General features: G+C 30.2%; 21 protein-coding genes and 1 pseudogene. 5 read left to right on the top strand and 17 right to left on the bottom strand.

All coding sequences use genetic code 11. The annotated features are described in order from the left end of the window. Window positions 1–3: 3 nt before the first annotated feature. The gene (locus JYG23_RS13640; RefSeq protein WP_207236225.1) at window positions 4–366 is read right to left on the bottom strand and encodes a BlaI/MecI/CopY family transcriptional regulator; all 363 of its coding nucleotides are present in this window, start codon (window positions 364–366) and stop codon (window positions 4–6) included. 268 nt (window positions 367–634) lie between these two features. Here JYG23_RS13640 and JYG23_RS13635 point away from each other — a divergent pair, with 268 nt between their 5' ends. Continuing rightward, window positions 635–1132, top strand: coding sequence for an N-acetyltransferase (locus tag JYG23_RS13635; RefSeq protein WP_207236224.1), 498 nt, complete (start codon window positions 635–637; stop codon window positions 1130–1132). Window positions 1133–1135: 3 nt separating this feature from the next. Here the strand turns inward: JYG23_RS13635 and JYG23_RS13630 are convergent, their stop codons facing one another. Beyond that, a complete protein-coding gene (locus tag JYG23_RS13630) occupies window positions 1136–1579 on the bottom strand; it encodes a GNAT family N-acetyltransferase (RefSeq protein WP_207236223.1) in 444 nt (147 codons plus the stop codon). Window positions 1580–1841: 262 nt separating this feature from the next. Between JYG23_RS13630 and JYG23_RS13625 the strand changes: the two genes are divergently transcribed. Further along, on the top strand, window positions 1842–2153 hold the full coding sequence (locus JYG23_RS13625) for a PadR family transcriptional regulator (RefSeq protein ID WP_207236222.1): 312 nt from the start codon (window positions 1842–1844) through the stop codon (window positions 2151–2153). Then, complete coding sequence (locus JYG23_RS13620) at window positions 2143–2967, top strand: DUF2812 domain-containing protein (RefSeq protein WP_207236221.1); 825 nt, start codon at window positions 2143–2145, stop codon at window positions 2965–2967. The genes JYG23_RS13625 and JYG23_RS13620 overlap by 11 nt, the downstream gene beginning before the upstream one ends. A 167-nt stretch (window positions 2968–3134) precedes the next feature. Here the strand turns inward: JYG23_RS13620 and JYG23_RS13615 are convergent, their stop codons facing one another. The 14 genes and pseudogenes from JYG23_RS13615 to JYG23_RS13550 form a co-directional block, all read right to left on the bottom strand. Continuing rightward, window positions 3135–3608 carry a hypothetical protein gene (locus tag JYG23_RS13615; protein ID WP_207236220.1) on the bottom strand — a complete coding sequence of 158 codons (474 nt, stop codon included), beginning with the start codon at window positions 3606–3608 and terminating at the stop codon, window positions 3135–3137. A gap of 354 nt (window positions 3609–3962) precedes the next feature. Further along, window positions 3963–4313 carry a PqqD family peptide modification chaperone gene (locus JYG23_RS13610; protein WP_207236219.1) on the bottom strand — a complete coding sequence of 117 codons (351 nt, stop codon included), beginning with the start codon at window positions 4311–4313 and terminating at the stop codon, window positions 3963–3965. Further along, window positions 4303–6222: an OPT/YSL family transporter gene (locus tag JYG23_RS13605; RefSeq protein ID WP_207236218.1), complete on the bottom strand. Its 1920-nt coding sequence runs from the start codon at window positions 6220–6222 to the stop codon at window positions 4303–4305. The genes JYG23_RS13610 and JYG23_RS13605 overlap by 11 nt, the downstream gene beginning before the upstream one ends. A 247-nt stretch (window positions 6223–6469) precedes the next feature. Then, the gene (locus tag JYG23_RS13600; RefSeq protein WP_207236217.1) at window positions 6470–7222 is read right to left on the bottom strand and encodes a class I SAM-dependent methyltransferase; all 753 of its coding nucleotides are present in this window, start codon (window positions 7220–7222) and stop codon (window positions 6470–6472) included. Between the two features lie 204 nt (window positions 7223–7426). After that, entirely contained in the window at window positions 7427–8191 is a 765-nt protein-coding gene (locus JYG23_RS13595) for an MBL fold metallo-hydrolase (protein ID WP_207236216.1), read from the bottom strand. Window positions 8192–8230: 39 nt separating this feature from the next. Next, window positions 8231–8553: pseudogene (locus JYG23_RS13590) on the bottom strand (tRNA-binding protein). 217 nt (window positions 8554–8770) lie between these two features. Beyond that, the gene (locus tag JYG23_RS13585) at window positions 8771–9523 is read right to left on the bottom strand and encodes a class I SAM-dependent methyltransferase (protein ID WP_207236215.1); all 753 of its coding nucleotides are present in this window, start codon (window positions 9521–9523) and stop codon (window positions 8771–8773) included. 134 nt (window positions 9524–9657) lie between these two features. After that, window positions 9658–10314, bottom strand: a complete 657-nt coding sequence (locus JYG23_RS13580) for a hypothetical protein (RefSeq protein WP_207236214.1) — start codon at window positions 10312–10314, stop codon at window positions 9658–9660. A gap of 32 nt (window positions 10315–10346) precedes the next feature. Further along, the gene (locus JYG23_RS13575; RefSeq protein WP_207236213.1) at window positions 10347–11969 is read right to left on the bottom strand and encodes an ATP-binding cassette domain-containing protein; all 1623 of its coding nucleotides are present in this window, start codon (window positions 11967–11969) and stop codon (window positions 10347–10349) included. Between the two features lie 15 nt (window positions 11970–11984). After that, entirely contained in the window at window positions 11985–13556 is a 1572-nt protein-coding gene (locus JYG23_RS13570; protein ID WP_207236212.1) for an ABC transporter ATP-binding protein, read from the bottom strand. A 147-nt stretch (window positions 13557–13703) separates the two neighbouring features. Further along, window positions 13704–14534, bottom strand: coding sequence for a radical SAM protein (locus JYG23_RS13565; protein ID WP_207236211.1), 831 nt, complete (start codon window positions 14532–14534; stop codon window positions 13704–13706). Window positions 14535–14673: 139 nt separating this feature from the next. Next, the gene (locus JYG23_RS13560) at window positions 14674–14997 is read right to left on the bottom strand and encodes a DUF5320 domain-containing protein (RefSeq protein ID WP_207236210.1); all 324 of its coding nucleotides are present in this window, start codon (window positions 14995–14997) and stop codon (window positions 14674–14676) included. 695 nt (window positions 14998–15692) lie between these two features. Further along, window positions 15693–16058, bottom strand: a complete 366-nt coding sequence (locus JYG23_RS13555) for a hypothetical protein (protein WP_207236209.1) — start codon at window positions 16056–16058, stop codon at window positions 15693–15695. A 57-nt stretch (window positions 16059–16115) separates the two neighbouring features. Continuing rightward, window positions 16116–16724, bottom strand: coding sequence for a CPBP family intramembrane glutamic endopeptidase (locus JYG23_RS13550; RefSeq protein ID WP_207236208.1), 609 nt, complete (start codon window positions 16722–16724; stop codon window positions 16116–16118). 334 nt (window positions 16725–17058) lie between these two features. Here JYG23_RS13550 and JYG23_RS13545 point away from each other — a divergent pair, with 334 nt between their 5' ends. Continuing rightward, on the top strand, window positions 17059–17619 hold the full coding sequence (locus JYG23_RS13545) for an ArsR family transcriptional regulator (protein ID WP_207236207.1): 561 nt from the start codon (window positions 17059–17061) through the stop codon (window positions 17617–17619). 49 nt (window positions 17620–17668) lie between these two features. Next, on the top strand, window positions 17669–19126 hold the full coding sequence (locus JYG23_RS13540) for a helix-hairpin-helix domain-containing protein (RefSeq protein WP_207236206.1): 1458 nt from the start codon (window positions 17669–17671) through the stop codon (window positions 19124–19126). 211 nt (window positions 19127–19337) lie between these two features. Here the strand turns inward: JYG23_RS13540 and JYG23_RS13535 are convergent, their stop codons facing one another. After that, entirely contained in the window at window positions 19338–20084 is a 747-nt protein-coding gene (locus JYG23_RS13535; RefSeq protein WP_207236205.1) for an ABC transporter ATP-binding protein, read from the bottom strand. Window positions 20085–20094 lie beyond the last annotated feature (10 nt).

Here is a 20094-nt window from a genome sequence, read left to right as displayed (position 1 = left end):
GTCTTATACCTCCTTATGCTCATCTATAAGCTTTTGGATTTCCAGAATTTCTTTATTACTTAGTTTTTTACGTCGGGCAAATGCAGCTAAGAATTTAGGAAATGAACCATCAAATCCATTTTTAACAATTTGCCCTGTTTGCTCTGCAAAAAAATCTTCTTTTGAAAGCAAAGATTTCACTACCCCTTTATCATTTTTAAAAAGTTCTTTTATTTCTAATTTTTTTAACATTGTATAGGTAGTTGATTTCTTCCATTCAAGTTTTGCATCGCAAAGTCTGACCAAATCAGGTGATGAAATAGGTTCTTTTTGCCAAATTATATCTGCAAGTTTACTTTCTGCATCTGTTAACTTATATTCTCTCATTTTATTAGCTCCTTTCAGTCTACGTTTTTTAGACTAACTATAGTTTACATTTTATAGACTGGATTGTCAAGAGATTTTTTTCTTCTACTCCTCCTACTTCTTCATCTACTGTGTTCATAACTTGACAGTGGAATAACGTATATCATTGTGATATACTATTTTCATTAATACATGAAATCTTATTTACCCTAAAAATTTAAAGTTAGGCAGTATAAGCAGTAAAATTTATATAGTATTAAATTAATTAAAAATTAAGTGAGGCTTTAATATGTGTCAAAAAAATAATGAACTTAATATTAATATTGTTGACGTAACAGACAACAACTTAACTGAAATTTTAAAATTAAAAGTTGGAAAATCTCAAGCTGATTTTATTGAAACTGTTTCGCAATGTATGGATGAAGTATATATACATTCTTATGATATAAATTGGCACCCTGTAGGTATTTATAATAATAAAATATTAATTGGATTTGCTATGTATGGAATAAATATTGAAAATCACGTATGGTTAGATCGTTTTATGATTGATGAAAAGTTTCAAGGGCATGGTTATGGTAAAATCGCATTAGGATTATTGATAAACGCTATACAAAATGAATTTGGCAACAATTTAATTTGCTTAAGTGTTAATAAGAAAAATAATGTTGCTATAAACTTATATCAAAATTTCGGATTTAAATTTATAGATGAGCTTGATGGCAATGATCCTATAATGGTATATAATTTTACATCTACTAAAAAGCACCAAGATTTCATGTCTTGATGCTTATAATCTTACCCTATATTGGCAGGTCTTTTTTTGCCCGTTTTTATACATATCATGCCAAGTTGGCACATCAATAATACCTACTAATTCAGCACCACAGTATTCACAGGTCTTTTGGGATGCAATATTGTCCGGTGAACATGTAATAATAACTTCATTCATCTTATGCTTCTTTGCTAACAGGGATAACAACTTACAGGCTTTTGAAGCGTAATAATTTCCCCTGAAAAATTTATGAATTTCATATCCTATATTTCCGCCATATTTTGTGTTATTATTATGACCAATGCGCAAATCGCACTGACCTACTTCGATATCATCAACACTTCTAACAATTTTGAAATAATATGCAGGAACATATCCTTTCTCGATGTTTTCATCAGATGTTTTATATAAACTCAAATAGATCTCTTTATTCTTCAAATCTGTTGTATCAAAAAACAATTTTTACCTCCGTAAAATATAAATTTTCTCTGCTAAACTTGTCTTGAACCACATTCACATTTCTATCTTCTAATTTATTATAATACATTGCATATTACATATCCAGTATTACTTTACTTCTTGCTATTCTTGCAACGTAAAAAAATGGAATTTATTATTGACATATATATCGCATTGCGATATAATGCATATATCACGTCGCGATATATATTGCTGTGATATACAGAAGTTATTACATATAAAGTAAAAAGGAGGATAAAACATGAAGAATGCATTTAGTCCACTTAGTGAAACAGCCTACTATATCTTACTGTCTTTAATGCAAGAACGACATGGATATGGAATTATGCAATTCGTTTCTACTATTACGAACGGACGAATTAACCTTGGTGCTGGAACGATCTATGGAACACTTGGTAAATTGGAAAAAGCTGAGTTGATTGAAATTACAAAAAAAGAGGAAAAAAGGAAGTATTACCTGATTACTAATACTGGTAAAGAATTACTTGAATACGAGATACAAAGGATTTGTGAACTTTATCATAACGGAAAGGAGATTATAGATGGAAAGTAGAAGTAAAATTGTAAAAAAGCATTTTGGATTTGATCAATATGAAAAGGAAGCAGAATTTTTAACAACTATGCATAGTCAAGGGTGGAAATTTGTAAGAGTTGAATTTGGATTTTTAAAATCCAGTTATCACTTTGAGCAATGTAAACCAGAAAACATTTCCTATCAACTGGATTATATATTGGATAACTTAGGAAATTCTATTTCAAGCGACGAGTTAGAAGAAAAACTGTTGCTTTATGAAGATGCAGGTTGGGAAAAAGTTGTAGGAGATGAAAACACAAATGGTTGGTACTACTTTAGGAGAAAATATGTAGAAAAAGATTCTCGATTATATACTGATTTAGAATCTAAACTACAGTTGGCAGAAAAGGTATGGGCTAAAGTTACTTTATGGTCATCAATAAGCCTTATACTTATACTTCTTTTGTTTCCACATTTATTGGATACAGTGATAAAGGAAAAAATGAATTCTTTTGTTGGTATTGCGGGCACAGCTGTGTTGATTCTATATTTAATTGCTTTACTATTTATGGTTTATATGATAGGCAGAGTGTTAGTATTTAAATACAGAATCCAAAACAATACCGTAAATCGTTTATCAATGGAAGCTACGGAAAAAAATAAAACTAGACTAAATGGAAAAAATAAAAAGCAGAATTTTATTATTTTCATTTTACTTTTAGCTCTAATAACATCAATTAGTGTTTTCGCCATATTAAACCATGCTATTATGCAATTTTGTGTTGCGGCGGCACCATGGGTTGTAATGGGATGCGTAATCGCTGCTTTTGCAGCTCTACAAGGGAAGAAATAAAAAACATTTTAACGCTACGTATAAAAGATTCAAAAGCCTTAAAGAATTAGTGAAAAGGAGAACTGAAGTGGAATTGCCAAGTTTAACTTCTGAACAAGTTGTTCAGAAGTTATTGCAATAAAAGCACCTATATTTTATATATAAATGTTTTGTCAAAATTAATCATTCTAATCAAGCTTAAAGTCGTTACAAGGAGGTAGACCTTCATAAAGATTCTTATTGGTATTGAATGCAACTAGAAATACAATTGCTATAATAAAAGACACAATTACGCAAATAACTCCCAACACGGGAATCAACAACGAAATATATGTTGCAATCTGAAAAATTGCCATCGAATTCCATGTAGACTGTAGTTTCTCACCGTTCAGTTCTGCGTTACGCTTAGTTTCAATATCTCTCACTCCGCTGACAACAATATAAGAAATATAAAGAGAAATAATTGTGCTTACGATAGCCAATATCACACCTATCCATCCAAGATGTGCTACGATACCAAACAGACTACCAACATACATAATACTGGTGTAGATGCACATACCAACGGCAAAAGGTCGGGGCTTGTTAAACAGCTCACTTTCGTTTATCATTTCATCCAATCCCTTAATAAGATAGATGTATCCAACAAAATCAGGAATCAAACCAATGCTACAATTCCCAAAATTTAAATTAAAATCTACTCTACCTTCTTCTCTGCTTTAACTAAATATTCTAACTTCAATTATCATGTAGCTTTTTTTGTGTACCTAAATTACTTACTTTTATATTTAAACATTAAAAAATAAGCGCAAATGTTAAAACACTAATTATGTGCTCTACACTTACACTTTTATGGTACTAAATAACCCTTTACCTTGTTAGAACAAGAATTTATTTAATTCTCACTCCAACTATTGACAAAGAGTCAAAAAATACCCCTTAACATTAAGCCAAGGAGTATTTTATTTCATCTAACAAATAAAAATGGCAACTACAATACACTGCCATCTTTTGAATTAAAAATTTATTTTCTCTATATAGTGGCAATTAACATCTATATGGTTCAAAAATAAAAGTAATCTTTGATAAAGTGGGCACACTTCATCACCATATTTTGCTACTAAATTTTCTCCAATATCATTTACAGTTTTCTGGCCATCTATTTGTAAAAATGTGTAACTTCCATATTGGTCCATAGAAATTTTTGTATATTGTGGGATTTTGAATTTAAGTTTTCTAAATAACTTTTGTATCTTATAATCTTGTTTTTTAATTATAGTCACAATACTGTCTTTATCTACTTCATATTCTAATTTATCAGAGATTTTATATATTATATTTAAAATCTCTTCGTTGTTATTTAGCATTGTTCACCTTACTATTTAGTAGCGGTATTATAGTAGATATTATTAGAACTAATAGTAGTACAAATGCCATTCCATTAGAAGCAGTAAATCCACTTGGACCACTTCCTTTTATAACGCCTAATACTTGAAGAATAATACCTACAAGCCCTATTATAGAACCACCAGCTACAAGTCCAGAAGATAAACTTATACCATTACCAACTTTAACTTCTTTTTCTTGTTCAGTTTTAGAACTTCTTTCAATAAATAAACGAACTAATGCACCTATTAATATTATAGAAGTTGTAGATATTGGTAAATAGAATCCTATAGCAACTGTCATTATAGGAAGATTTAAAAAGAATAAAACAACTCCCATAACAACACCAACAATTATCATATGCCAAGGTAATTGACCTGACATTATACCAGCAGTTAATGTTGAAATCAAGTTAGCTTGAGGTAGTGCAAATGGAACGTTATCTCCTGTCATCGCAAGTTGGCTAGAGAGTAATAATATAACACCAACAACTACTGCAACACCAATTATACTCGCTATAACAAAGTATCTATCCATTTCACTTTTGTCCCCACCTATAACAAAAGTAACTTTTTGTGATTGGCAGTAACCACCCGCTATAGATATAGCAATAACAATAAATGTCCCAAATAAAAGTAACGATTTGTTGTTTTCAGGATTTGTCCATCCCATTACAACGAATAATAATGTTACAATAACTAAAGAAGCTATAGTCATACCAGATACAGGCAGGTTTGAAGTTCCTATAGTACCAGTTAAACGACCAGAAACTATAACAAATAGTAATGATAAAAAAAACGATAAAATAGAAACAATTATTGCCATTAATATATTACCACCGGTTACCAGAAAAGCTGCAATAAAACCTACTATTACACCACCAATTAATATTAAATTTGCAGAAGATGAATTCCCAGAACTATTTGTAGACTTAGCATTAATAGTTTCTTTTACAGACAATATGATAGTAGGTATAAGCTTTATAGCACCTATTAAACCACCAGAAAGCATCATACCAGCACCAATATATTTTACATAACTACCAGCTATGTGATTAACTTGCATAGCGTTCAAAGCAACATTAGGATTATTCCATACAGCTTCGCCTTCTTTTGCAAGAGATGAAAAGTAACCAATTAATGGCATAATACCAAAGTTAGCAAATATAGATCCAGCAAACATAGTTAAAGATACCTCTAAACCAACTATAAATCCTATACCTAATAATAGCGGGTTAACTTCAATTTCAAATTTCCACTTGTAGAAGGACTCATTTATATAGCTTATAACGTTATTAGCTACGTTTAGAAATGCACCAGTTATAACAGTTATAACACCACCTACTCCGAATCCAATTCCCATATACTTCATTGATTCTCCAGCACCTTGTGAAGCAACAAGAGTTTCAGATATAGCCATTGACTCAGGGTACATTAACTTACCGTGTTCTACAACTATTAAGTATTTGTAAACAAGAGAGGCTATTCCTATGCCGAATAAAACTCCACCTACACCAACTGCAAAGCCTTCTAAAAAAGAAAATTTTGAGCCTATTAAAAAAACTGCTGGTAAAACAAAGATCATACCGCTAGCAACGGATTCTCCACCACTTGACATACCTTGAAGTATGTTTTTGCCAAGGATACCTTTTTGTTTAGCAAATACAGCTATAAATGCTGAACCTATTATCGAACCAGGTATACCTGCTGCAACTGTAAGTCCTGATTTCATACCTGAATAGGCAGTAGATGCTGCAAATAACACAGCCATAACAATACCAATTGTTAATACGGCAACATTTCCACCCGATTTAGAACCACTGGAAACATAAGGGACGTAGTCCTTGCCATCTACACTACCATATGCAGCTTTAGATAATTTATTATCCAAAAGACATCTCTCCTTTTATATTTTATAAATATTAGTCGCTTGTAGAGTTATACAAGCATTGGTTTAGACAAACCTAATATATATTATTGATATAATCTGATGATTTTATGCATTTTTTATATCTCATATCCTAAGTTTTCTTTTGAAAATACTAAAACATTTCTATTTCAATATTAAATTTTACTATATAAAAAAGCACCAAGATTTTTATATCTTGATGCTTTCAGCTGTTTTCTAAAGGGTATGCTTATTTTTGTGCAAGAATACAATACCAATCATAATCCTCAACAGGCGTTGGAAGCTGTGCAGGAAAGTTTTTATTAGCAACAATTCTATATCCCATTTCATTTAAAGTGGTTATAATGAAATTTTTCTTAATAGGATTATAGGTTTCTTCAAATATCTCACGTTTATAAACTTTTTGTTCCTTCTCGAAGGAATATACAATATTAAAAGTAATACTCCCATTAGAATTGTAGTCCCAAAATTGAATGACATCCATTCTTGTATCGTCAATATATTTAGGCTTATAAAAATAGAAACGTGGACGGTTCTTTAAAATTTTATCCCAATTTCTTACATCCAAATAAATATATCCACCTGTATTTACAAGTTTGTCCATGTTTTTTAGAGTTAATGCTACTTCTTCATTTGATACATATGGTAAAGCATTACCAGTACTCATAACACAATCATATTTTTGTGGTGCAGTAATATTAATATTTCTAAAATCTGATTTAAATAACGAAACATTAAGTGATTTTTCTTCTGCCTTATTAAGACATCTCTTAAGCATTTTATCACTTAAATCAGAACCCGATAATACATATCCTGATTCTGCTAGCACCAAAGAAAGATTTCCGGTGCCTATGCTACAATCTAAAATTGTCTTAATTTTTGTATCGTCAAGCATTATTTTCCAGTGTTCTTTTACAATGTTCCCCATACGCTCGTCAAACATCAAGTCGTAAATATCTGCTTTATCATATAAATTTGCCATATCTATCCACCTCGTATAATATATAATTTACTAATAAATCTAACTAACAATTTCTATTTATAGTATTGTATATATTATATTACATTTTTTGCCATGTTTCAACAATTTTTAAAATTACTATGTAGTTGTAAACGTCAAATAAAAGACACCTATACAAATATAATCAAACAATTTATTATATTTGTATAGGTATAAAATTGATAATCAGATATGAATTTGGAAGTCTGTAAACTCAAATATTCCATTACCTTGTGTCAACTTTCCAGCAGAGAAAATTTCAATAAATGCACTGTCAATTTCATTTATAAGATTAACTGGAACATTTAATTTATGATGAGCAGGTAATATTTTTTGCACAGGTAATACCTTTACTTTTTTCACAGATTTCATAAACTCCACAGGATTTGTTGTAGGATAAAAGGCATCCAAACATCCCGCATAAATCAAATCTCCGGAATACAAGTATTGCCTCTCCTTTTCATAAAAGCAAATATGACCGGGAGAATGACCGGGTGTATGAATGACTTGCACTTGTCTATTACCCAAATCAATGGTATCCCCATCATGCAATACCGCGCTTGGTTCGCCTTGATAAATTTGATAATTTTCAATGTTAAACTCTGATGGAAAATCACAAGGTTTACTTGACAAATTTGCTTTTACAACAGCCAGAGGAATAGGAAATTTGACTGACAGCCACTCCTGTTCGGCTTCGTATACTAAAATGTTCTTGAAATACTTATGCCCTCCGATATGATCCCAATGTATATGTGTAGTAGCAACTTCAATCGGCAAAGAAGTAATGTGTTCTACAACTTCTCTGATATTTGAAACACCTAAACCTGTGTCAATCAAAAGTGCTTTTGTTTTGCCAAGAAGCAAATAACAATGTGTTTCTTCCCAATGTTTATACTCACTAATAGCAAATGTATCTTTATCTATATTTTCAACTGTAAACCAATTTTCCATTTTATCACCTTCCTAGCTTTCCTCATAAGTATAAATATTTTAACCAACTCTTGTTCCATCTGGAACTTGATTTTCTGGTTGAGCTAAGACTGGAGTAATTCCATCTGATAATTCTCCTGCCATTTTCTTTGGTGCAAGATTAACAACAAATAATGCCTGTTTTCCTTCTATCTCTTTTGGATTTTCACGTTCTCCTTGCATACCTACTAGAATTTGACGCTTAAATTCTCCGAAATTTACTTGTAGTTTAACTAGCTTATTTAAATTTTTAACATTTTTTCAACTGTCTCTATTGTTCCTACACGTATATCGATTTTTCCTAACTCTTCTAATCCAATTAACTCTTTTACATCTGCACTCATTTAAATTCCTCCTTTTAGACAAACTATTCTTTATATCATTTTGTTAAATACTATTCCAATTTAATTGTTTAACTTTAGAATTAACTAAATCAAAAACCATTATAAACTTAGTTTCTTGATTTCAATATTAAATTTTACTATATAAAAAAGCATCAAGATTTTTATTTCTTGATTCTTTTATCTGTTTGCTAAAGGATATGCTTAGAATTTGTTTTGCTTATTTTTGTGCAAGAATGCAATACCATTCAAAATCCTCAACAGGCATTGGAAACTGTGCAGGAAAGTTTTTATTAGCAACAATTCTATATCCCATTTCATTTAAAGTGGTTATAATGAAATTTTTCTTAATAGGATTATAGGTTTCTTCAAATATCTCACGTTTATATACTTTTTGCTCCTTCTCGAAGGAATATACAATATTAAAAGTAATACTTCCGTTAGAATTGTAATCCCAAAATTGAGTAACATCCATTCTTGTATCATCCATATATTTTGGGGGGCAAAAATAGAAACGCTGGTGGTCCTTTAAAATCTTATCCCAATTTCTTGTATCTAAATATATATATCCACCTGTATTTACAAGTTTATCCATGTTTTTTAGAGTTAATGCTACCTCATCATTTGATACATATGGTAAGGAATTACCAGTACTCATAACACAATCATATTTTTGTGGTGCAGTAATGTTAATATTTCTAAAATCTGATTCAAATAACGAAACATTAATTGATTTTTCTTCTGCCTTATCAAGGCATTTCTTAAGCATTTTATCACTTAAATCAGAGCCTGATAATACATATCCTAATTCTGCTAGCTCCAACGAAAGATTTCCGGTACCTATGCTACAATCTAGAATTGTCTTAATTTTTGTACCCTCAAGCATCATTTTCCAGTGTTCTTTTACAATGTTCCACTTACGCTCGTCAAACCCCAAGTCATAAATATCTGCTTTATCATATAATCTTGCCAAATCTATTCACCTCATATAATATAAAATTAATTTACTAAATGTTGTTAATTATTATCTGTGTTATCAATTGTGCTACTCCATTTATATTCTAGCATTATTTTTAATTCTTACTTTCCTTGGCATCTTAAGTAAAACTAAAGATTTTGCTCACTTTTTTGTTCTGGTGGTAAGCTATATATTACCTCACCCTTCTCATTTAAAAATTCAAGCTTTGGAATATCATCTTTATCAATTATCATTCTTATGCGTTCATTACCTTTGCTATCATTCAATTTAACTGATACTTCTCCCTTGGAACTCTTGCCCATACATATTCTTTGATAATTATCTTTGTATAATTCTTTAATTAATTTTTGCTTTTCAGCTCCATTTTTCATTTCCTTTATTTCATTCATTAGATCAATTGATTCTTTAATAGTTTTTTGAGGTCTATCAAAAACAGTTAGTCCATAATTTTGTTGACCGTTATGGTCAATAACAGACATTTGAACTACTTGATCTTGATTGTATTGATCAAAAGTTAATGATAATCCAGATTCATATTCACCGTTTGCTTTCTTTTTACTTCCAAAAATTAGACCACCACATTCCATACCCTCACCATTATAAAACATAATCCCTGAATTATTATCGCCTTGCCTATGTCCTGGTAGAATATCTTCTCCTTCAAAAATTAATGGTGGCATATTTTCACTATTAAACAAAGACATTTTTACAGTTCCATCTTTCTCAACAATATTTAATCTCTCTACATCAATATTTACGAATTTTTTATTTTCTTTATTACACATTTTCTTACTCTCCTAAAATATATATTTTTATTTTACACTGTCTTTATTGTTTGTTCAGAATCTTCCAAATTCTCGTTCATATTTATACAATAATTAGAAATTTTCATTAAATTGGTATCATGCGTTATAAAAATTATGGTTTTTTTCGTTTGAGCTATAAAATTACTCAACCATTCTATTGCCTTACAATCAAGATTATTGCTTGGCTCATCTAACAGAAGTATATCTGTATTTTTTAATAATGCTCTTGCAATGGAAATCCTTTGTTTTTCACCACCAGATAGCTCTTCTGTATCATATTTAATTTCTTTCCCACACAGATATCTAATGCCAGTTTTCTCCATGACATCCTCTATTTCAGTTTCAGAAGCATTTAAGTTTCCTAATCCTATGTTTTCATCTACTGTACCACTAAATAAATATGGTTCCTGAAAAACTACTGATATTCTATTTCTCCAATCTACAATATTTGCATCTTGCATTTCAACATTATTGACCTTTATGCTTCCTTTATAGTTTTTTTCCAATCCACATATAATTTTAAATAAAGTTGATTTTCCACTTCCGTTTTTTCCACATATGGCAATTTTATCTTTAGATTTGATATTAAAAGAAAGATTATTAAAAACTACTTTTCCATCATAGTCAAAGCTAAGTTGATCCGCAATTATCTTAAATTCTTTTCCAATATTATCTCCATCCATACTTTCTGCTTCATCATAGAAAATACCAAGTCTTTTAGATTGCATTTTTAAAGAAGGAATCCCAGTAATAACAGAACTTAATTTGTTCATTAAATCATCATAAATGCTTTGATAATTCATCATTATTACAATACAGCCTGCCGTAATATTTCCATTAGCTACTAGGTAGCACCCTACAAGGATAACAATCAATTTCGAAAGTATGGCTAGTAGTGCCTTTCCTCCATCCGAAGCTGATTTTAATTTAATGTCCTTCTTTTGTACTTTATTAAAATAATCCTTAAATAATTTATTCAGTTTTTTAAAATATGCTTTTTCAATACCAAGTAATTTGATATCACATGCATTCTCTGATATTTCAATTAATTCATTTTTGACCTTGCTTCCATATTCACGACTGCTCTTATCATAAGCTACAGAAACATTTTTAGTCGCAAACGGAATTATTAATTTTAATGCAGAAACTACAAGTGCAATTAATGTATAAAGCCATCCGAGCTGCTCCGAACAATTGAATAAGTATATCGCAATTATAGGGATTGAAATTATGTTTGATATAGTAGCAGCATATCTTACCCTAAATTCACACAACTCTTCCTCAAGCCTATATGATATCTCACCTTCAGGAATTTGCATGAGTTTATGATACTCCCAACAAGGGATTTTAGTACACATTTCATCATCGCTTTTTGTACCAAATCTAATGAAAATGAAATCATTAATGATACTAATTAGCGGAATTAACAATAAATTAAGAACCATGTAAAATATAAGTTTCTTAATTCCATTATTAAACGTAGAAAAATCAAGCATAAAAACTGCATCAGTCATTGAACCTAGATACTCAGCTATTTTAACTGCTATAACGCTAACACTAACATTACTGATTATATCTGATATAATCGGTATAATCATCCATCTAAAAACATCTTTATTTATTGTTTTCTTCATATTCACGACTCCTATCTAATCCATGGAAACTACTTTATCAGCTAAGTTCATCATATCGTCATCATGGGTAACAATGATAGCCCCTTTTTTACGTTTCTTTAATAATTCTTTTAGAACTTCAATTCCATCTTTATCTAAGGAATTCGTCGGTTCATCTAATAACAAAAACTTATCATCATTACTAAGAACAATTGAAAGATAAACTTTTTTCTTTTGACCACCCGATAACTCCGTTATCATCTGATTTTTGATTTCATCATCATTTAGACCAAATTTTCTAGCTATTTCCATCGTATTATCTATTCTTACTTCATCAATCATCTTGAACATTTCATATGATGTTATAGTTAAAACAGGATCACTTTGTTTAAGATAATTGATGTGTTTTAGCAATGATTGTTCTGATACAAAGCAGGGGTCAAACCCATCATAGGATATCTTACCTTTTGAGCAATTAATCAATCCGACCATCATTTTTAACAAGGTAGATTTTCCACATCCATTTTCACCGCAAATAAATGAAATTTTGTCAGAAGACAGGTTGAATGAAACATCTTTAAAAACTTGCTTTTCACCATAATTTTTACTAACATTTATAACATTTACTTTATTAAATGATGCCATATCAACACTATTAGGTTCAGTTAAAAACCATTCATCTATACGCTGTGCAGCTTTTTTCAATACTGAAAACTCAGGTATTAAATTGAATACTTTATTAAATTCAATATAGAAGCTTGTAGCTAATGCTATAACGTACACACCTTCATCTATGCTAATATGTTTATGTAGAATATAAAAGCCCACGACCATATAAGTGACAATATTAAGTATGTTATTAATGAGTTTCTGTACTGCTTTATCCGCCTGAAAGGCAGTAGTAGAACGCCTTCCGACCATTTCCGATTTTTTATTGGCAGTGCTAATTTTTTTCTTAAACCATTCATAAAGATTATATAGCTTTATTGTTGCATTACCCTTATATGCTGCAATAACACATTCTGAGAGTTCTGCTTCAGCTTCCCTATCTTCTATATAGAACTTTGCTGCAAAATACTTGCTAAATAAGGGTGGTATAACTTGAGTAACAGCTATTATAATCATAATTAATACTAGACTTACATTTAATCTTGCTATTAATATAGCATAAACCAAAATTGCCAATATACCAGATATCATATTAGGCAGATGATTGTTGAGTTTAGCATAAACATTTCTGAAATCATCATCTAACTTTTCTTTTGAATCACTTTGTTTAAAGGTATAGAGATTTTTTAAAGGTTGCATAAGAAACTTTTCAACTGTTAGGTTTCTACATTCTTGTTTATTACACTCAATAAGCTGTTTCTTCTTGATATCAAGAAAATAGATTATTATCCTGCATACTAAAACAATTGAAATTAATATACAAGAATCAAATATTATATCATTTGGGTTTCCATCGGTAGCCATTGATATTATCTTTTTCAAAATCGTTGCTTGTGTAATAGTAAAAAACAAGCCAATTATATTAATTATTATTCCTAAAATGAGATTCTTTGAAGATTTCTTACAAAATATCTTTATACAACTTTTTGTATTCTGCATAACATTCACCTTAATTCATACATTATTCATTAATAAATTATTCACTTTATTGTTTAACTTTACAATTTTTGTAGAAGTTTGTCAACTATTGACAAAGAGCCACAAAAAAAGCTCAGCATAAATTTATGCCAAGCTTTTTATCATTTATTACAAAACTTTTATATAATTTGTTACTTCATCTATTAATCTTTCTTTATCTTGTGACAATGTACCTTTTATCTTAATTATATTTGTTGGATGTGTTGTATCAAATATCATTGGTTGCTTAGGTTTGAGATTTTCTAAAAGTGTTCTTATTTCTACTAATCGTTCTTTTTGATTTGGAGAAATAAAATCACCTCTTTTTACCATGCTATTTAGCTCCGTTCCGTGAAAGACTGTTAGGTTCATGGTAATAACTTTATTTGTTATAAAATGATTAATCATTTTAGCAGTTGCAACTGCGTTATTTACAGATTCGCCTTCACCAGCTATTCCATACATAATAATAGAATTAAATGGTAGTTTTGCTTCATTAAGTTTCTTTGCTTGTTTAATTGCTTCATTTACTGTATGACCTTTATTCATCAATTTTAGAATATCATCTCTACCTGTTTCAAAACCGATATAAAGCAATCTAAGCCCCGCATCATGAAGAATGGATAGTTTCTCAACCGAATATTTGGCAATGCTCTTAATGGACGCATATGAAGCCACGCACGCACAATACGGCAAATGCTGGTGTATCATATCTAATAATCGCTTCATTTTGTCAAATCCTATTGACATAGGATCTGCACCTATCAAAAATACTTTTTCAGTATAGATATATCCATTTAGTAATTGCATTTCTATATCCGAAAATGGAACCTCACCGTATTTATAGTCTTTATACATAGAACAAAATGCGCATTTGTTATATGGACATCCTAATGTTACCGGTAATAAAAAAGTGGTCATTTCATCTTGTGGATAAAAAACCGTATCATTTTTGTACATAATTATAACCTTTCCTTTCGTTTCGCTCAAGGCAGAAATTGCTTCAACATATAATAAATTAGTTTATACCAACCAGTTTCAGAATGTCAACCTCTTAATAAATTCTTGCATAATGAAAATAATAGGGGATAATCCCCTATTATTTATCATCCTCTGACAGGTTGTCTAGCTGTTCACTGATTATATTCAGTCTATTTTGAAGCAGTTCTTTATGTTCTGACAGTATTTCTTTGTCAGTCGAGCCGGAGAATTGACCTCTAAAATATCTTCCAAAACCTCTTCTGCATCCAATGCCTAATCCCATACCAAGCCCTAATCCCATACCAAGCCCTATTCCTCGTTTATATCCACGACCAAAACCTCTTACACCGTATCTACCAACATTAACTCCAGTACAAAATCCTAAACCTCTTCCTGTTATTGCTCCTTGTCCCATAGGACCCGTTCCATCTCTTCTTGGCATAATAATATTCTCCTTATCTTTAATCACTTTCTAACCATTAACGCACCACATTTCGGGCACTTCAAACTTGTACAAGGCTCCGCGCGTAGGTGTTTTACTTTTTCACCACAGTTTGGACACACACAATATCCTTGGGGACCTGCACTTACAGGACCTCCCATTCTTCCTCTTCCAGTCCCAGTTGCACTTTTTCGGCTTAAACCGCTACCTCTGCCTGTACCTGCAGGACCGGTTCCATCACCTCTTGGCATATATATCACCTCCCAATAGTTTTTGACATATGTTATTTATAATTTCATTATACAAGGTTTTTGACATATGTCAATAACTATTTATTGTATTTATTAAAAAAGTTGCTACGCAACTCCGCTATGGGGACCTATGTCCCTCTTCGCCGTAAAAATGCCTACTTCATAAGCATTTTTATTGAGCACCCCTCTTAAAGACAAGGACGTCCCGTCCTTTGCAATCCTCGTTTTTTATATACTAGAAGTAGAACTTTCCTAGTATATAAAAAAAGGCACTTATGATTCAAAACTGCTATAATGTTAGTTGACTAAACCAAACAGAAAGGAGTTTTGATATAAGTGCTATCTAATTCTACCAATAATTTATTAAATTTAAAAGGGATGAAAATTGAAAATATTAAAAATTTTATTACGATTTGTTTTGTCTGTATTGTCCATACCGTCACCTTATTTTTTATGTCTAGTTATCAGAAATAACACCCCAGATATCAAAAAAGGTGAACTTATTAACACCGATGCTAAGACCTTGTATCTTCCTGCAGTAAAGTAAATAAACATTGCAAATGCTATAGCACTAATTGTTAAAATAACTCCTCCTATACCTTCTTTCCACCAGGCAATTAAAACACCCACCGTCAATACAATTGCAAAACCTACTACCATTACTCCTTCTAATGTATAAGGTTCAGAAATAAACATTAGATCTCCAATAATCATAAAAAGAAAAAATGCTGTTGATAACGAACCTATTACACGAGCAATCCAGCGTACAATTTTTAGTTTTCTATCATACTTAGAAATATTGTTTTTCATAGTACTTCTCACCCCATTTTATATTCAATTTGATATTTAACTTGTTTTATACAATAGCTAGATAAGATTAAACATTACTGCAATAGAAGCAATGATATTACCACAACCATGTAATATCCAACTTGATATAATAGAACCATTTGATTGCTTTTCATTTATCCATCCCATCAGCCATCCTGATATACCAGTTAATAAGATAATTATTATTGTTTCCACTACTCCAACTATTTCAATAAAAAAGATTCCATGCATTAATCCAAACAATAAACCTTGAATTCCATTACCAATTTGAAATCCAAATTTATTTATAAGTCTTTTCGTCAAAAAACCTCTAAAGAATAGTTCCTCTGATAATCCTGTCTGCAAAAATGACCAAATTAACGCAGGAATTAACGCATGCACACCCTGTCCCTCAAACTGTGAAGTTGCTATATCAGTAGCATTGGCATTAACAAATAATGGGAAAACAATAAATACCGGAATTAGTGAAAGTAATATCATAAGTGAAAATGAAATTATATACTTTCGCTTACTCTTAATTCTAATTTTTTTTAAACCTATCCAATTAAAAAAGCTTGATTGTTTCCTATCAGTTATTGCCCACCAAACAAACGGTATAATTAACAAGAAAATAATTTGTGTAATAGCGCTAATTAATAAATTCATACTATTCCCCCTTTTTTAAAAATAGCGAACACAATAAATTAAAAAGAAAAAGGTTATCAAATATAGCTATATACCTCATCCATATAATCGTAAATACAACCTATAGCTACACCATACTCAACCTAAAATTCACTTTATTGTATTCCATATATTAGATACATTGTATATTATATCATTTTATAAAAATATTTCAATAATAAGTACTTATAAGTTTCACTAACAAATACTAAAATCTTAGAAAAGATTACAATACAATATCTCTGCATTTTTATGTTTACATTTATATTATAAATTTATATAATTATATAAATTTATAATATAAAGAGGTTAATTAATGGATCAAATAAATAATTTAATAAAAAGAATTGAAAAACTTGAAAATGCTGTTTTTGAGAAAAAAACTATTGAACACCAAGATACAGTCCTTCCTCTATCCGATAACTTTAATAACACAGTAAAGGAGGTAAATGAAAAGCTTAAAAGCTTAAAAGCAAATTTCAAAGAGGAAGATAGCATCATCTTCCAAGTAGTACTTCATAACAACAATACAAAAGGAGATTATCATTTAACTTCACTATTCGTTTTAGATGAAGAAGAATCGGATGAAGATATAGAAACATTATGTAATGTTTTATCTTCTAAACAAAGAATATGTATATTAAGACATTTAACTAAAAACGAGTACAGCAGCGGCGAATTAGTTGAATTAACAAAAATGGCTGGAGGACATCTACATCATCACTTAAAGGAATTACTATTAAATAAATTTATATGTAAAAATGAAAATGGAAAATATACTGCAACCAATCACGGGTTAAATGTATATCTTACAATAGGAGCATTAAATAGAAGACTTAAATATGCTGATAGGATTAATTTAATTAAAAATAAATAATATAAGGTGTCTAAATCTATAACAAATTCCTAATTTAGGAGGTATTAATATGGATTATATTTTTCCAAATCCAAATGAAAAAATATGCATCGTAAAATGTAAAGACCCCATTGACAATATTCACATAGGCGAGAAATTATCCAAATCCTCTCCACTTTATAAAAAAATAATTTCAGAGTTAGAATTCCCTTTTCATCAATCAGTTATTAAATTGAGTCAATGTACAAGAAACTTAATGAAAGATACTTTTGGTCCTAATGTATTATTTCTCTCAAATAATGCAGGTGGATTTGCAAAATGTGGACTTAACTTAATAGAAGAAACCAAGTCTATTGATTATCCACATTTAAACTATGTAGATTTATTTATTGATGAAGAATTATTGAATGATGGTAGTCTTGAAATTTTTAGCCATGAGTTAGGTCATGTAATGATGGCAAATATATTAAAAAACTTTCCTTCCAGTAATTCATCAAAGCAACATCTCAGTATGGGAATAACTGATTATTTTATGGCTTTTAACGAAGGTTGGGCAGTCCATTTCGAAAGGTTAACCTATGATTTTATTACACATTATAAAGAAATACATAATTTAAAGTATAATTATGATAGAGATATATGCAGACTATGGCAATGTGAATCAGATTGTGAATTAAGACTAAATGGTGTTATCGATAATATATATATTCATAATAAATTACTTCCAACAACTGATAAATTAAAATTGAATATATCAGATACTATAATACTCGAACACACCTCAACTATTTTTGATAAAACAAAACTTAAAAGTGCACAAGAAATGTTATCCTGTGAAGGAGTTATAGCAACTCTTTTTTATAGAATAAGTACAAATAAGATTTTACAAAACAACTATCTATCAGAAGATTTCTACAACAACTTTTTAATTTCAAACATAAACGATAGGTCTAACATAAAAGAACTATTTACCCCTTTTGAAAACATTATTCTAAAAACTTTCTGGATATGGTATAAAATTAAAGATAGCCTAAATGAAAACTCCATTCCTTTTATAGAATTTATAAAAATGTGGTGTGAATGCTTTCCACAAGATAAACAAGAACTACTTAAATTATTCATATCTACAACAGTAGGAAAAACCATATCCAATGATCTTTCTGATATATATGAAAAGGCTGCATATAATGGAATGATAGGAAATATGCAAGTACTTATTGAAGCTATTAATGAATACAAAAAAACTTTTGACAATTTATGTAAAATGATAGAAAATGGTGATATTGCTATAGATGAAAATATAGGTAAGGAAATATGGATTGAAAACACACATGTAAAAATTCCTAAATATTTTTGGCTTAATGAAGAAATGATACCACTAAAGGTAAATCTTAATACAGCTTCGCTCTATGATTTAATAAGTTTCCCTAAAATCACTCTAGCAAAAGCAACTGAAATTCTTAATAACAGAACAAAAAAAGGATATTATAAAGATGTGGAAGAAGTTGGATTAGATTACTTTATATAATATCATAAATCCTACTTTCTTTATAATATGTTTTATAGTAACAAATATAATGTATACAAGTATATTTAAATCTATTGTAGAATTTACTTTTTTGTGACAAGGATGTGAAGCTTAAAAAGTTACACATCCTTGTATTTTATTTTGAAAGTATAGTCAACAAACTTATAAATATTATTTTTGAAAATCTATACTTCTTTATAAACAAGTACTCTTAAAATCCTTGACTTCCAATCCATTGAGTCATTTTACTTTCTCTTTCAGAAAAGCTTTTTTCTTGATATTTCCCCAGAAAAATTTCATCAGTAATATTTCCATCAGATAAAAAAATCACACGATCTGCCCTGGTTGCAACTTTTGCATCATGTGTAACCAGCATTACTGTGGTTCCTTCAGCATTAACCTCATTAATGATATCCATAATTTCATTTGTTGCAGCTGAATTAAGAGCTCCTGTAAGTTCATCACCAAATATAATATCCGGATGGTTTATTAATGCACGGCATATTGCCGCACGCTGAAGCTGTCCCCCGGAAACCTTCTTAATATCATGATCTGCAATATGATCAATTCCTGTTCGTTTCATTAGTTCTTCTGCATATGCATTTACATTTTCTCTGCTATCACTCTTTGCCTTGAATCCTGGGAGTACAATATTGTCACGTATTGATAGCGTCTTAAGCAAATGTGACTGTTGGAATATAAATCCCATCTTTTCAAGTCGTATGTTACTCATCTTCTCATCATCAATGTTTGAAATGTCTTCTCCATCAAAACTTATTTCACCATTGGTTGCTCGGTCCATGCCGCTTATGTTATATAAAAGCGTTGATTTTCCTGAACCTGACTGTCCCATGATTGCCACGAATTCTCCTTCGTTAACTGTAACGTCGATTCCCTTTAAAATCTTTGTTCCATCAAATTCCTTCCATAATCCTTTTGCCTGTAAAATAGTCTTCATAATTACATCT

Origin of the sequence: Sedimentibacter sp. zth1 (genome assembly GCF_017352195.1) — a bacterium.
Lineage (GTDB): Bacteria > Bacillota > Clostridia > Tissierellales > Sedimentibacteraceae > UBA1535.
This window is presented reverse-complemented; position numbering and strand designations above follow the sequence as displayed.

What these genes read in the sequence shown, in the direction of transcription:
- JYG23_RS13535 (WP_207236205.1), bottom strand. Translation starts at nt 20,084, where the DNA reads ATGAAGACTATTTTACAGGCAAAAGGATTATGGAAGGAATTTGATGGA.
- JYG23_RS13600 (WP_207236217.1), bottom strand. Translation starts at nt 7,222, where the DNA reads ATGGCAAATTTATATGATAAAGCAGATATTTACGACTTGATGTTTGAC.
- JYG23_RS13640 (WP_207236225.1), bottom strand. Translation starts at nt 366, where the DNA reads ATGAGAGAATATAAGTTAACAGATGCAGAAAGTAAACTTGCAGATATA.
- JYG23_RS13540 (WP_207236206.1), top strand. Translation starts at nt 17,669, where the DNA reads ATGGATTATATTTTTCCAAATCCAAATGAAAAAATATGCATCGTAAAA.
- JYG23_RS13565 (WP_207236211.1), bottom strand. Translation starts at nt 14,534, where the DNA reads ATGTACAAAAATGATACGGTTTTTTATCCACAAGATGAAATGACCACT.
- JYG23_RS13580 (WP_207236214.1), bottom strand. Translation starts at nt 10,314, where the DNA reads ATGTGTAATAAAGAAAATAAAAAATTCGTAAATATTGATGTAGAGAGA.
- JYG23_RS13560 (WP_207236210.1), bottom strand. Translation starts at nt 14,997, where the DNA reads ATGCCAAGAAGAGATGGAACGGGTCCTATGGGACAAGGAGCAATAACA.
- JYG23_RS13635 (WP_207236224.1), top strand. Translation starts at nt 635, where the DNA reads ATGTGTCAAAAAAATAATGAACTTAATATTAATATTGTTGACGTAACA.
- JYG23_RS13570 (WP_207236212.1), bottom strand. Translation starts at nt 13,556, where the DNA reads ATGCAGAATACAAAAAGTTGTATAAAGATATTTTGTAAGAAATCTTCA.
- JYG23_RS13575 (WP_207236213.1), bottom strand. Translation starts at nt 11,969, where the DNA reads ATGAAGAAAACAATAAATAAAGATGTTTTTAGATGGATGATTATACCG.
- JYG23_RS13550 (WP_207236208.1), bottom strand. Translation starts at nt 16,724, where the DNA reads ATGAATTTATTAATTAGCGCTATTACACAAATTATTTTCTTGTTAATT.
- JYG23_RS13610 (WP_207236219.1), bottom strand. Translation starts at nt 4,313, where the DNA reads ATGCTAAATAACAACGAAGAGATTTTAAATATAATATATAAAATCTCT.
- JYG23_RS13625 (WP_207236222.1), top strand. Translation starts at nt 1,842, where the DNA reads ATGAAGAATGCATTTAGTCCACTTAGTGAAACAGCCTACTATATCTTA.
- JYG23_RS13555 (WP_207236209.1), bottom strand. Translation starts at nt 16,058, where the DNA reads ATGAAAAACAATATTTCTAAGTATGATAGAAAACTAAAAATTGTACGC.
- JYG23_RS13545 (WP_207236207.1), top strand. Translation starts at nt 17,059, where the DNA reads ATGGATCAAATAAATAATTTAATAAAAAGAATTGAAAAACTTGAAAAT.
- JYG23_RS13620 (WP_207236221.1), top strand. Translation starts at nt 2,143, where the DNA reads ATGGAAAGTAGAAGTAAAATTGTAAAAAAGCATTTTGGATTTGATCAA.
- JYG23_RS13595 (WP_207236216.1), bottom strand. Translation starts at nt 8,191, where the DNA reads ATGGAAAATTGGTTTACAGTTGAAAATATAGATAAAGATACATTTGCT.